Below are 14112 nucleotides of genomic sequence, written 5' to 3' on the forward strand. Positions count from 1 at the left end.
ACCTTTAACGTTTTGCAAATAATTGAACCGATAACTCGTCCATTTGCATGAGATCCTTTCGTTTCTCTTCTTCTTTGTATTGTTCTTGTTTCAATTGTTTTATTTTTTCGTATTTTTTCACTTCTATCGTCTTTGTAACAAGGTGCTGCTCTTTAACAGTCATTTTTTCTCTAGCTAATTGAGTTGCACGCTGTTTTTCCAAAATTTCTTGTTGCAATCGCATAATTTTTGTTTGATTTTGTTGCAATTTATAAATAGACGTCCCTGTGGCGATTTGGTTTCTTGAGAGTTCTTCCAAGTCTTCCTTACTTTTAAGTAATTCGTACAACTGTGTAGCAACCTTTTCGAAATGCCCAATCGCTTCTTGGTATTCAGCTTGTACTTTATTTTTTTCTCTTTCCCTAACTTGCATAACTTTTTGAAGAGTGAATTGGAATGACATTAGGTACGTCCGCCTTTCGCAAATTCGTTGATCAACCTTTCAACAGATTGGTCAATGGTTGTCACTTCAGTTGTAGACTGCTTTAAAAAATTTATCACTTTCGGATACATCAAAATCGCTTCGTCAATGTCTTTTGATGCACCTCTTTTGTACGCTCCGATGTTAATTAAATCTTCATTATCATTATATATAGATAAATACGAACGAACTTGATCCGCACTGGTTTTATGAACATCATCTACGATATCCGCCATAACTCGACTCACACTTCTTAACACATTTATTGCTGGAAATTGTCCTTTATTTGCTAATTTCCTATCAAGAACGAGGTGACCATCCAATATACCCCTCACCGCATCAGCAATTGGTTCATTCATATCATCCCCATCCACTAATACAGTGTAAAATGCTGTAATGCTTCCTTTAACATCTGTACCCGAACGCTCTAATAATTTAGGTAACATCGCAAATACTGATGGAGTATACCCTTTTGAAGTAGGGGGCTCCCCAATAGCTAAGCCAATTTCACGTTGAGCCATGGCAAACCTTGTCACAGAGTCCATCATTAAATTTACGTGTAGCCCCTGATTACGGAAATACTCAGCCACAGCAGTAGCTGTCATCGCCCCTTTTATTCGCATTAAAGCCGGCTGGTCTGATGTAGCTACAACCAATACTGATTTGCGCAAACCTTCTTCACCAAGGTCTCGCTCAATAAAATCTTTTACTTCTCTTCCACGCTCTCCTATTAATGCAATGACATTTACATCTGCTGCTGAATTTTTTGCAAGCATCGATAATAGTGTACTTTTCCCTACACCACTTCCAGCAAAAATTCCTATTCTCTGTCCTTTCCCGACCGTGAACAACGAGTCAATTGCCCGGACACCAAGTGACATCTTTTCATGAATTCTTGGCCTTGATAAAGGATTAGGTGGCGCATTATCGGTAGGAAACGACGTAAGGCCTTTTGGCAATGGAGCTTTTGACATTAACTCACCGCATCCATCAATAACATTCCCAATTAGACCAGCACCGACTTTTATCTCTAAAGGTTTTCCGGTAGCTTCCACTAAGCTACCTGGTGAGATATCTGTTGTTCCATTTAACGGCATGAGCAATACGTTCTCATCTCGAAAACCGACAACCTCCGCTTTCACTTTCGTTTGTGATTTACCGACGACTATGTAACATAGATCGCCAATCGAAGCTTGCGGACCTTTGGATTCAATCGTTAATCCAACAACTCTTGTAACTTTCCCGTACCATTTATAAGGAGTAAGAGATGGGACAATGTTAATTAGTTCCTGCGCGTTCATCGCCTGCCTCCTTAAGCTTTTCAAGTAACTGTACTTTCAGTTCACTAAGTTGCTCATCCACCGTTGCATCAATTCGTCCATATTTCGATTCAATCACACAACCATTCTTCATTAGTCCTGCATCGGGATATATAAATAACTTTTCAGTATGGCTAAGCAGTTGCTCAAGTTCTTCTTTTTGTTGATTCGTTCTCTCATACCAGTCTGGATGAACATAAATTCTAACATTTTCGTGTTCTCTTACTTCTGTCATCACTTGCATAAGGAGACTAGACCACATGCCGGGATCATCCGCTAACTGTTGATTCACCATTTTCTGAGCTAATGCCGAAGCCAGTTCAACAATCACAGGCTGAGCTGATTCGATTGTTTTTTCATACTCTAGTTCAGATTGATTGATTAATTGATGAGCTTGTTCAATTAAACTAGAATAGGAGGAAAAACCCTCAGCCTGTCCCTGCGCATAACCGTCTTGATACCCTTGTTCATGGGCAGACTGTTTTAGCAGCTCTATTTCATTAGCTGCTTGCTCTTGCTCATTTTGAATATTTTCTTGAATCTTTTTCACTTGATCTTCAGCTTGCATGATAAGTTGAGTAGCTTTTTCTTCAGCTATTTGTATATCTAATTGCAGTTGTTTGAGTGTCTCTTTTGCTGTTTCAACTTTATTCACCTGGTCAGAGCTGCTCAACATGTCATTTTTTTGAAACTGTCCTTCCTCAAATAAGTTACGTATTGTAATCTTCTTCGATTCACGATCATTAGAGCTATAGTGTGACTTAATGATTTTAGACAATAATATCGTCTCCTCCACCACGAGCAATCACAATCTCACCAGCTTCTTCTAAACGTCGGATGATTGCCACGATACGTGATTGCGCTTCTTCCACATCACGTAATCGAACTGGCCCCATAAATTCCATTTCATCTTTAAACGTTTCTGCCATCCTTTGTGACATATTGCTAAAGACAATGTCTTTTACTTCTTCGCTAGCTACTTTTAATGACAATTGTAAATCTTCATTTTCAACATCTCGAATGACTCGTTGAATGGAACGATTATCAAGGGTAACAATGTCTTCAAAGACAAACATTCGTTTCTTAATTTCTTCAGCTAGCTCTGGATCTTGAATTTCTAAAGCATCAAGGATTGTCCGTTCTGTACTTCGATCAACGCTATTCAATACTTCAACTACAGCTTCTATTCCACCAGCGTCTGTATAATCTTGTGTAACCGTAGACGATAGCTTTTGTTCAAGAATTGATTCCACTTCGTTAACTATTTCAGGGGACGTGCTATCCATTAAAGCAATTCGTTTTGCCACATCCGCTTGAACCTCTTGTGGTAATTCGGACAGGATCTGCCCGGCTTGTACCGACTCTAAATAAGACAAAATTAATGCAATTGTCTGAGGGTGTTCATTTTGAATAAAATTCAATATTTGTGAAGAATCTGCTTTACGAGCAAAATCAAATGGACGTACTTGCAATGTCGAAGTTAATCGATTAATAATGTCCATTGCGCTATCTTCACCTAACGCTTTTTCTAGGATGCTTTTTGCATATCCAATTCCGCCTTGAGCAATGTAGTCTTGTGCTAATACTAGTGAATGAAATTGCTCGAGAATCTCCTCTTTCATGCCACTGTCGACTTTTCGAACATTTGCAATTTCAAGTGTTAATTGTTCAATTTCTTCTTCCGACAAATGCTTATATACTTGCGCAGATACATCAGGTCCAAGAGATATGAGAAGGATAGCTGCCTTTTGCTTACCTGTAATTCCTTTATTAGATGAACCAACCACCAATCATCCCTCCTAATCTTCTGACAACCATGTACGTAGTAATTTTGAGAACTCTTCAGGTTTATCTTTTGCCATTTTTTCTAACTGTTTTCTTTTGGTAGCACTTAAGCTCTGGTCTTCGTTTGGTAAATCTGGTACTTCATAACGAATCTCTTCTTGCTCGACAACCTCTTCTTCTACTTCTTTTCTCTTTTTAACAAGTAAGAATAATAGAAGGAGAATTACAGCAACAAGTATTCCACCAACAATATACATCCATGTTGGTATGGCTTGAATAGGCTGTTGTTCAAATTCTAACTTCCCATCAAATGGCTGAGAGGAAACATAAATCTTTTCATTAATCGCATCTTGTGTCAGTTCCTCTGCATATACACCAGAGATACTTGTTCGTACGATCGTTCCTAAAATTTGTTGTATATCATTCATTCGATCTTGAGGCAGAGCATCAAGACCTTCCGGTGGCTCAACCATCACTTGAATTCCAATATCACGGATTTTATAGGGACTTTCTACAATATCTCGATTGATTCGGTTAACTTCATTATTGATTCGATCCTCGGTACGTTCCCACTCAGAGGGTCCTTGTCCCATCGCACCAGGATAGTTGACAATTCCCTCACCAGTCCCTTCAACCCCGCCTTCTACAGTACCTTCGCCGCTATACGTTTCAGCAATGCGCTCAATACTAACAGCAATGCCTTCCATATTTTCAGGGTCGACTGGTTCAATTAAAGCTTCTGTTCGGTTTTCTTGGGTAAAATCGATATCTGTTGAAACGGAAACCAATACTTTATCTCTGCCAACAACTGTCCCTAGCATTTGTTGTAGATTACGAGTTAGATCTCGTTCAATTTCTCTCTGAATGGATCGTTGTTGCTCGTATGCTGACAATGCTGAATTCGCATGATTTCCGTTATCGTATAAATAGTCATTAAACATCTGATCAGAAATGACGATATTTTCAATAGGAAGGTTTGGTACACTCTTTGATACTAAATGATAAAGAGCCTGTACTTGACTAGGCTCAAGCTGATAGCCAGCTGCCAAATCGAGAACAACAGCGGCTGTTGATGTTTCATTTGAGGAGTTCAACCAAACGCTTTCTTCTGGCAATGTAATCATGACATTAGCATGATTAACACCATTAATATTTCTAATTAAGCTACCAAGTTCCGTCTGCATGGCAGCACGCTCCATGACAGAAAATTCATTATCAGTCATTCCAAATCCCATTTGATCTTGGAAGAAGCTATAATCAATACTTCCGCTTCTTGGGAGTCCTTCTGCTGCTAATTCAACTTTTAATGAATCAACTAAAGGCTCAGGCACCATGATCGCTGTTCCATTATCAGAAATAGTTGATGAGATTCCACGAGCATCAAGAGTTTCTTTAATCTGTCCCGTTTCTTGTAATGTTAAATTGCTATAAAGAGCAACATAATTAGATCTGTTTGCAAAAAACAATAAAAGAGCGAGCAATAATATAATTGCAATTACAGAACTTAGAAGAATCATTTTTTGCTTCTTTGACTGACCGCTCCAAAATTCTGTTATCCGCTCTTTGTACATAAGTAATTTCTCGTTCATGCGGCCTCTCCTTCAATACTACAACTTTTATACTTGCATTCTCATAATCTCTTGATAGGCTTCAACCACTTTATTACGCACTTCCACCGTTGCCTGGAGCGATATACTAGCTTTTTGCCCCGTGATCATCACATCATGAAGGTTGTCTATCTCACCTTTTGCTAATAGTTCTGTTTTCTTAGCAGATTCATTTTGAAGTTCATTCACATCTTTGATTGCTTGACTTAAAGCATCTTTAAATGACGCCTGCGCAGTCGCTGGTGAATGTTTTGTTTTCATTACATCTGGATTTATTTGTAAAAAAGGCGATTGTATTCGCATATCCATTTCCTATTCCCCTACCTTCCAATCTCTAAGGCTTTTAACAACATGTTTTTTGATGCATTTAACGTTGTCACGTTCGCTTCATAGGAACGCGTCGCACTCATTAAATCGACCATCTCTCTTAACGGATCTACATTAGGCATTTGGACATAGCCCTGTTCATTCGCATCAGGATGTTCAGGGTTATAAACTTGCCTAAACGGAGATTGGTCTCCCACGATTTGCGAGACTTTAACCCCATGACCAACGTCGGTACCCTTACCTGTTTTAGCTTGATTTAAAAAGTGTGCAAACGAAGACTTGTCATTCGGTTGAGTGACTACCATCTTACGCCTATAAGGCTGCCACTCGCCATCAACCAATGCTGCTCTAGTCGTATCAGCATTGGCCATATTAGACGAAACCACATCCATACGCAGGCGTTGAGTAGTTAAGGCAGAAGCACTTGTATTAAATCCATGAAAAATAGTCATGATTATTTCCCTCCACGTATAACGGATTGTAAACTAGTAAACCTACCATTGAGGCGATCTATTAATGCGTTATAATAAATTTGGTTTTTCGCCAATTCAGCCATTTCTAAGTCTATATCTACATTATTTCCATTGTGGTTATACATCGTTGAACGATCCTCTTCAACCATGATCGGGTTGTTTGTTCGACTAAATTCAAGATGCTTGGCATTTGTTCGATTTGCATTGAAATTAGTCTGATTCATTGCATCATCCAATGTATGTTTAAAACTAACTTGCTTCGCCTTGTAGTTAGGAGTGTTAACATTAGCTATGTTTTGAGAGATTGCATTGTGTCTAACTTGTGCACCCGCTAATCCTCTTTCTAATGATTTGAAACTCGCACTTCCAAAAAGATCCAAAACAAAAACCGCCTTCCGACATAATTATACAATTCGACTTTTCTCGTCATTTTCCGTTAACTTCACATTTTTTCACACAGTCTCTATGAGAATTGTATTAAATCCTGTAAAGAAAGTCTAACACCGTTTTTATCCATCTTCCGAATCAAGATAAAAGAACTAGAGAAAAATGATGACTTTTGTCGTATAAACCTATGCTCACAGTGTAAATACCAACATAATTCGACATAATCCTTTAGAATTGTATCATACTTCCTGAAAAAACAGTAAAAGTTTCCAAAAAAACATAAAAAAGAGCATACATAAGGAAAGGGCACTGAAAGTTTCCCTTTCAATGCCCTTTGCATAACATTTGCTCTTTACCATTAAACTTATTTAGCTTTTAATTTATCTAATTCAACGAGGAATTTATCATTCAACACTTTTATATATGTTCCCTTCATTCCTAAAGAGCGAGATTCAATGACACCCGCACTTTCAAGCTTACGAAGAGCATTAACAATAACAGAACGCGTAATTCCAACTCGATCAGCAATTTTACTAGCTACAAGAAGCCCTTCTTTTCCATCTAATTCATGGAAGATATGCTCAACAGCTTCTAATTCACTATAAGAAAGAGAACTAATAGCCATTTGTACAACCGCTTTGCTTCTAGCTTCCTCTTCAATTTCCTGTGTTTTTTCATGAAGGATTTCCATTCCAACAACAGTAGCACCATATTCAGCTAGAATTAAGTCATCGTCTTTAAATGAATCATTTAAACGAGCTAAAATCAATGTTCCAAGACGCTGTCCCCCACCTTGAATAGGAACAATCGTAGTAAGACCACTCTTAAATAAATCTTTATTCTCAACTGGAAACGCTGTATAGTCACTTTCAATATCTAAATTCGCCGAAGTTTCTTCGATTTTAAACAGTCCATCTGTATACTCTTCCGGAAAACGACGATCCTCTAACATTTTCTTCATTCGTTCGTTTTCAATCTCTTGCTTAATCGCAAAACCTAATAATTTTCCTCTACGACTAACTACAAAAATATTCGCGCTGATTGTATCACGCAATGTTTCTGCCATATCTTTAAAATTGACATGTTGTACCCCTGTTTTTTGTAACATTTCATTGATTTTTCTTGTTCTTGTTAATAAATCCATAACTTCTCCTCCTGCAATTTTACAAAATAAATTGGCTAAGATCTCGATTCTTTGCAATAGAAGCTAACTTCTCTTCTACATACTCTGGCGTAATGACTATTTCTTCTAAAGTAATATCTGGCGCTTCGAATGAAAGATCCTCTAATAACCGTTCAAGAATGGTATGTAATCGTCTAGCACCAATGTTCTCCGTTTCTTGATTGACTTCCGTTGCAATTGTCGCAATCTTATGAACAGCTTCGTCCGAAAACGACACTTTTATACCTTCTGTTTCAAGAAGTGCTATATATTGTTTGATCAACGCATTATTTGGTTCAATTAGAATTCGTACAAAGTCCTCAACGGTTAAATTAGCCAGTTCTACTCGAATTGGAAATCTCCCCTGTAATTCAGGGATTAAGTCTGAAGGTTTAGCCATATGAAATGCACCTGCACCGATAAATAGAATATGATCGGTTTTCACTGAACCATGTTTTGTCACAACGGTAGACCCTTCTACAATTGGTAAAATATCACGTTGTACGCCTTCACGCGAGACGTCAGCCGACTGCTGTCCTTTGCTAGCTACTTTATCAATCTCATCAATAAAGATAATTCCAAGTTGTTCTGCTCTTAAAACAGCTTCTTGGGTGACTTCATCCATATCAATTAATTTCTGAGCCTCTTCTTCTATCAAGACTTTCCTTGCATCAGATACTGGTAAACGTCTTTTCTTCTTCTTCTTTGGAAGCATACCACCAAGCATCTCTTGCATGTTCATACCCATCTGTTCCATGCCTTGGCCCTGGAACATATCCATAAACCCTTGGGATTGTTCATCGACCTCAACTGTCACCATATGGTCTTCTAATTCTCCTAAGGCAAGCTTATGTGCCATTTTCTTACGACGCTCTGCTATATTGGTTTCCTCTGTTTGGTCTGGCTCAACTTCTTGAGCCCCTTGTTGACCACCAAAAATCATTTCAAATGGATTTTTGTAAGATGATTGCTTTTTCGCTTTCGGAACAAGCAATTCTACAATTCGTTCATTTGCATTTGTTTCTGCTTGCCCACGTACTTGTTGCGTTTTTTCTTCTTTGACAATCCTTACGCTTGTTTCAACAAGATCCCTAATCATTGATTCAACATCACGTCCAACGTATCCAACCTCAGTAAACTTTGTTGCCTCTACTTTTACAAAAGGGGCCCCAACTAGTTTCGCTAATCTTCTAGCTATTTCTGTTTTACCAACACCTGTTGGACCAATCATTAAAATGTTTTTTGGAGTAATCTCGTCTTTCATCTTGTTATCAAGTAAACTTCGTCGATAACGATTACGCAATGCAATCGCGACTGACTTTTTTGCTTCTTGTTGTCCTACAATAAACTGATTCAAACGGCTAACAATTTCTCTAGGAGTTAAGTTCGATTTCACAATACCACTCTCCAATCCTGTATCGATTCACTATTTTAGTTCTTCAACGATAATATTGAGGTTCGTGTAAACACAAATTTCACCTGCTGTTTCTAAGGAAGCCCGTGCAATGTCTTTAGCAGAAAGATCTGGAGCATGTTTTTTTAACGCTCTACCAGCAGACAACGCATAGTTACCACCTGAACCAATAGCTAATATTCCGTCATCTGGTTCGATCACTTCGCCAGTTCCTGAAACAAGTAATAAATGCTCTTTATTCATAACAATCAGCATAGCCTCAAGCCTTCTAAGAACTTTATCACTTCTCCACTCTTTTGCAAGTTCAACAGCAGCACGCTGAAGGTTGCCATTATACTCCTCTAATCGCCCTTCGAACTTTTCAAATAGTGTAAAGGCGTCTGCAACGGACCCTGCAAACCCTGCGATCACTTTTCCTTGATAAATTTTACGGACTTTTTTTGCGGTATGCTTCATCACAACAGCATTTCCAAAAGTGACTTGGCCATCACCAGCCATTGCACACTCCCCATTATGTTGGACAGCAAAAATGGTCGTTGCGTGAAAAGTTTGATCCATCTATTTATCCTCCTTACACCCTACTTATGCTCTAGGATGAGAATGTTTGTATACATCTTTCAATCGGTCTTTTGTAACATGCGCGAAAAATTGAGTCGCCGAAAAATGCTTGTGGCCTAATAGTTCTTGAACAACTCCTATATCAGCTCCATTATTTAATAAGTTTGCAGCAAAAGAATACCTAATATCTTGAGGACGAAACCCTTTGCAAATAGCTTCACTCTCTATCCGTTTATGAATAATCGTTCGGACACTTCTGTCTGAAAGCTCTCCACCACGATAATTCAGAAAAAGTGATGAATGTTGATGTTTGGCTTTTTGCATGAGAACCTTTCTTCCATCTTTAATATACGTTTGCAATGCTTCGATTGCAAATGTACTCAGAGGGATATACCGTTCCTTTCGACCTTGAATGTAAACCGTACCAATGAAAAAATCGATATCGTGTATTTGGACCTTACTACACTCACTCACTTTCATTCCAGTAGCATAAAGCAATTCCAATAGTGCACGATCTCGTTGATCGAGTGGCTCATTTCCCATCATTTCATGAAAAAGCTTACTCATTTCTTTATCATTTAGGAATATCGGTATTCGTAAAGTAGTTTTTGGGAGAGCAACTGAAGCGAATACATTCTCTTTTACCCGTCCCTCTTTCATATGAAACTATAAAAGCTTCTTAATGCAGATACCTTTCTAGCAACGGTTTTCCCCGAATATTCATTTTCATACAATTTCGCTATATATTTGTGAATATCAGTAACAGTCACAACGGTAAATGAAGGGATGTGTAAGTCTTCCATAAACCTCATAAAATCTGTTATATCATTCTTATAATTCTTCATCGTATGTACAGATCTATTCTTCTCTAGTTGCAAATATGTAATAAACAAATCTAGCCAGGACTGTTCTTCCAATTAAGGGACACCACCTAACACTCGCAGAGCTACTAAATTCTATCATGAATTAGTAGCTCTGACAACGATATTTACACTTTTTTCACAAAATTCTGAATTGCGCCGATTGCTCGGTTAGCAAGCTGCTCATATCTTTCTTTTTTATCACGAATACGTTCATCTAATGGTGGAAGCAGTCCGAAGTTTGCATTCATCGGTTGAAAGTTCTTCTTATTAGCAGTCGTAATATAATTCGCCATACTTCCGATTACGGTTGTTTCCGGAAAAACAACCATTTCTTTTTCTTGAACATAATTTGCGGCATTAATTCCAGCTACTAGTCCAGCGGCAGCTGATTCAACATATCCTTCTACACCTGTAATTTGACCAGCGAAAAACAAATCGTCACGGTCTTTATACTGATAAGTTGGTTTTAGAAGATTTGGTGAATTAATGAATGTATTTCGATGCATAACACCATAACGCACAATTTCAGCATTCTCTAGGCCTGGAATTAACTGCAATACTTCTTTTTGTGGCCCCCATTTGAGATGCGTTTGGAAACCAACAATATTATAAAGAGTTCCCGACGTATTGTCTTGTCTTAATTGAACGACAGCAAATGGTCTTTTTCCTGTTTCAGGATGCTCTAGCCCAACCGGCTTCATTGGCCCAAAGAGCATCGTCTTACGACCACGTTTAGCCATTACTTCAATTGGCATACATCCTTCAAAAAAGATTTCTTTCTCGAATTCTTTTAATGGTACTGTTTCAGCTGCAATCAGAGCCTCATAAAAACGATCGAACTCTTCTTCAGTCATTGGACAATTTAAATAGGCAGCTTCTCCTTTATCATACCTTGATTTTTTATAAACTTTATTCATATCAATAGATTCAGTTTCAATAATAGGTGCGGCCGCATCATAAAAGTATAAATACTCTTCGCCCGTCAATTCCCTCAAATGTTTTGAAAGGTGTTCTGATGTTAAAGGCCCTGTTGCGATAATTGTCGGCCCTTCTGGTATTGAAGTAATTTCTTCATTGAAAACCTTCACATTCGGATGATTTTTCACACGTTCTGTCACAGCACCTGCAAATTCATGGCGGTCAACAGCTAGTGCGCCCCCAGCTGGAACTGATGCATCATCGGCTGAACGTATAATAACCGAATCTAAATTCCGCATTTCTTCTTTTAATACTCCAACAGCATTTGTTAAACTGTTGCCTCTAAGCGAATTGCTGCAAACCAATTCAGCAAATTTATCCGTATGGTGAGCCGGAGTTTGTTTAACCGGACGCATTTCATATAAATGGACAGTAACGCCTCTCTTTGCAAGCTGCCAAGCAGCTTCACTACCAGCCAGCCCTGCACCGATTACGTTAACATGTTGTTCTGACAAAATAATCCCTCCATCATACAGTAGAAATGAGGGTGGCTCACAAAAGTCTATCCGTCTAGTAAGCATATCATGCCTACTAGAGGTCAAACGTTGACTCTGAGCCACCCTCTCTCTTTATCACTAAACTATATTATCATAATACATGAAACAACTTCAAGATTTTCATCTTACATACGAGTTAATTGGAATCTTCCTTGTAATCACAGGCTGAACATTCTACGTGCACACCTTTTTTCGTCTTCTTCTCAACAAGCATTTTCCCACACTTTGGACAAGGACGGGCAATTGGCTTATCCCAAGAAATAAATTCACATTCCGGATACCGATCACAACCATAGAAGATCCGACGTTTCTTACTCTTTCTTTCAACTATGTTGCCTTCCTTGCAAGTCGGACATTTCACACCAATATCTTTTACAATTGCTTTTGTGTTTCGACAATCCGGGAAATTGGAGCACGCCATAAACTTTCCGTATCTGCCCATCTTATAAACCATCTCATGGCCGCATTTTTCACAGTCTTCACCAGCTGGTTCATCCTTTATCTCGACTTCTTTCATTTCTTCTTCAGCGACTGTTAGACGCTTTTCAAACCCGTGATAAAATTCATCGATAATACGAATCCATTCCTGCTGCCCATCTTCAATCGAGTCAAGGTCATTTTCCATCTTCGCAGTGAATTCAACATCTAGAATTTCTGGGAAGAATTCAACGATCAACTCTAAGACAATTTGTCCTAATTCAGTTGGAACAAATCGTTTATCCTCAAGGGCAACATACCCACGTCTTTGAATCGTATCTAGCGTAGGCGCATATGTGGACGGGCGACCTATCCCGAGCTCTTCCATTGTTTTAACGAGCCTAGCTTCGGTATACCTCGGAGGAGGCTGTGTAAAATGTTGATTTGGTTCAATATCTACCTTTTCAACTATTTGACCTTCCTCTAAATTGGGTAGCAGACGATCTTCTTCCTTTTTCCCGTCGTCGTTACCTTCTATATACACTTTCATAAAACCCGCAAATTTAACTTTGGAACCTGTTGCTCTAAATTGTACGCCATTTTGCTCAATATCCACCGTCATCGTATCCATAACTGCTGGAGCCATTTCACTAGCTACCATTCGTTCCCAAATCAACTTATAAAGTCTCAACTGATCTCTAGACAAATAACTCTTTACCGTTTTCGGGTCTTTGAATACGGACGTTGGTCGAACAGCCTCGTGGGCGTCTTGTGCTTTTTTATCTTTTTTAACAGCACGTTGTTCTTTCCGGGTAAACTCTTCACCATAGTTTTCAACAATATACTGCTTTGTTTCTTGTTGAGCCGTTTCGGAAATTCGAGTAGAGTCGGTACGCATGTATGTAATTAATCCAACTGCACCTTCTTTTTTATCCAGCTCAATTCCTTCATATAATTGTTGAGCAATCATCATGGTCTTTTTAGCTCGGAAATTTAATTTTCGAGCGGCTTCTTGTTGCAGTGATGATGTAGTGAAAGGGGAAACTGGATTTCGCTTTCTTTCTCTCTTTTTAACCGAGGTAACATCGAATTGATTGTTACTAAGTTTGGAAAGAACAGCTTTTACTTCGTCTTCAGATTTTAACTCTTGCTTTTTCCCTTCAATCCCGTAAAACTTCGCATCAAACGGTTCTCCTTCTAGTGAAAACTGGGCTGGTATACTCCAATATTCCTCAGGAACAAAGCTCTGAATTTCTTTTTCTCTTTCAATAATCATCTTTACTGCTACTGATTGAACTCGACCAGCACTTAACCCTTTTTTCACTTTCTTCCATAATAATGGGCTAATGTTATAACCCACTAAACGATCAAGAATTCTTCTTGCTTGCTGAGCGTCTACCAAATCCATATTAATTGGTCGAGGGGTTTTGAAAGCGTCTTTAATTGCTTGTTTTGTAATTTCATTAAAAACGACTCTACAATCAGAATTTTCATCAATGTCGAGACTGTGAGCAAGATGCCAAGCAATTGCTTCACCTTCTCTATCGGGGTCAGCCGCGAGATAGATTCGTTTTACTTTTTTTGCAGCTGTTTTTAATTCTTTTAAAACGGGACCTTTTCCACGTATTGTAATGTACTTGGGTTCATAACTTTTTTCAACATCTACTCCCATTTGACTTTTTGGTAAGTCTCTAACATGTCCCATTGAAGCTTTTACAATAAATTTCTTTCCTAAATATTTTCCAATGGTCTTTGCTTTGGCGGGAGATTCAACGATTACTAAATAATCGGCCATGTAAGTAACTCCCTCTCTCGAAGATATAATTAAAATCTTCCCTATTATTAAACAGACTTTTGCTATTTGT

15 protein-coding genes are annotated in these 14112 nt (G+C 38.5%); all 15 read right to left on the reverse strand.

What is annotated here, in order from left to right:
* Positions 1 to 4: 4 nt before the first annotated feature.
* Positions 5 to 442 carry a flagellar export protein FliJ gene (gene fliJ / locus LQ50_RS12265; protein WP_034629643.1) on the reverse strand — a complete coding sequence of 146 codons (438 nt, stop codon included), beginning with the start codon at positions 440 to 442 and terminating at the stop codon, positions 5 to 7.
* Positions 442 to 1761 (reverse strand): flagellar protein export ATPase FliI, encoded by a 1320-nt coding sequence (gene fliI / locus LQ50_RS12270; RefSeq protein WP_034629645.1) that lies wholly within the window; start codon positions 1759 to 1761, stop codon positions 442 to 444. Before fliI ends, fliJ begins: the two co-directional genes overlap by 1 nt.
* Entirely contained in the window at positions 1739 to 2557 is an 819-nt protein-coding gene (gene fliH / locus LQ50_RS12275) for a flagellar assembly protein FliH (protein WP_034629647.1), read from the reverse strand. The genes fliI and fliH overlap by 23 nt, the downstream gene beginning before the upstream one ends.
* Positions 2550 to 3566: a flagellar motor switch protein FliG gene (gene fliG / locus LQ50_RS12280; RefSeq protein ID WP_161784683.1), complete on the reverse strand. Its 1017-nt coding sequence runs from the start codon at positions 3564 to 3566 to the stop codon at positions 2550 to 2552. The genes fliH and fliG overlap by 8 nt, the downstream gene beginning before the upstream one ends.
* A 12-nt stretch (positions 3567 to 3578) precedes the next feature.
* Positions 3579 to 5153, reverse strand: coding sequence for a flagellar basal-body MS-ring/collar protein FliF (gene fliF, locus LQ50_RS12285; RefSeq protein ID WP_034629652.1), 1575 nt, complete (start codon positions 5151 to 5153; stop codon positions 3579 to 3581).
* A gap of 27 nt (positions 5154 to 5180) precedes the next feature.
* Entirely contained in the window at positions 5181 to 5480 is a 300-nt protein-coding gene (gene fliE / locus LQ50_RS12290; RefSeq protein ID WP_034629655.1) for a flagellar hook-basal body complex protein FliE, read from the reverse strand.
* Positions 5481 to 5491: 11 nt separating this feature from the next.
* Positions 5492 to 5950: a flagellar basal body rod protein FlgC gene (flgC, locus tag LQ50_RS12295; RefSeq protein ID WP_202595377.1), complete on the reverse strand. Its 459-nt coding sequence runs from the start codon at positions 5948 to 5950 to the stop codon at positions 5492 to 5494.
* A 2-nt stretch (positions 5951 to 5952) separates the two neighbouring features.
* Positions 5953 to 6351, reverse strand: coding sequence for a flagellar basal body rod protein FlgB (gene flgB / locus LQ50_RS12300; protein WP_034629659.1), 399 nt, complete (start codon positions 6349 to 6351; stop codon positions 5953 to 5955).
* 371 nt (positions 6352 to 6722) lie between these two features.
* Positions 6723 to 7502: a GTP-sensing pleiotropic transcriptional regulator CodY gene (gene codY, locus LQ50_RS12305; RefSeq protein ID WP_034629662.1), complete on the reverse strand. Its 780-nt coding sequence runs from the start codon at positions 7500 to 7502 to the stop codon at positions 6723 to 6725.
* Between the two features lie 19 nt (positions 7503 to 7521).
* On the reverse strand, positions 7522 to 8919 hold the full coding sequence (gene hslU / locus LQ50_RS12310) for an ATP-dependent protease ATPase subunit HslU (protein WP_034629775.1): 1398 nt from the start codon (positions 8917 to 8919) through the stop codon (positions 7522 to 7524).
* Positions 8920 to 8946: 27 nt separating this feature from the next.
* Positions 8947 to 9492, reverse strand: a complete 546-nt coding sequence (gene hslV / locus LQ50_RS12315) for an ATP-dependent protease subunit HslV (RefSeq protein WP_034629663.1) — start codon at positions 9490 to 9492, stop codon at positions 8947 to 8949.
* A 24-nt stretch (positions 9493 to 9516) separates the two neighbouring features.
* Positions 9517 to 10059 carry a tyrosine-type recombinase/integrase gene (locus tag LQ50_RS12320; RefSeq protein WP_237563700.1) on the reverse strand — a complete coding sequence of 181 codons (543 nt, stop codon included), beginning with the start codon at positions 10057 to 10059 and terminating at the stop codon, positions 9517 to 9519.
* Positions 10060 to 10148: 89 nt separating this feature from the next.
* Positions 10149 to 10409 (reverse strand): site-specific integrase, encoded by a 261-nt coding sequence (locus LQ50_RS26010; protein WP_237563701.1) that lies wholly within the window; start codon positions 10407 to 10409, stop codon positions 10149 to 10151.
* Between the two features lie 71 nt (positions 10410 to 10480).
* Positions 10481 to 11788, reverse strand: a complete 1308-nt coding sequence (gene trmFO / locus LQ50_RS12325) for an FADH(2)-oxidizing methylenetetrahydrofolate--tRNA-(uracil(54)-C(5))-methyltransferase TrmFO (RefSeq protein WP_034629665.1) — start codon at positions 11786 to 11788, stop codon at positions 10481 to 10483.
* Between the two features lie 178 nt (positions 11789 to 11966).
* Complete coding sequence (topA, locus tag LQ50_RS12330) at positions 11967 to 14042, reverse strand: type I DNA topoisomerase (RefSeq protein WP_034629666.1); 2076 nt, start codon at positions 14040 to 14042, stop codon at positions 11967 to 11969.
* Between the last annotated feature and the right edge of the window lie 70 nt (positions 14043 to 14112).

The organism is Halalkalibacter okhensis (assembly GCF_000787375.1).
GTDB lineage: Bacteria > Bacillota > Bacilli > Bacillales > Bacillaceae_D > Halalkalibacter > Halalkalibacter okhensis.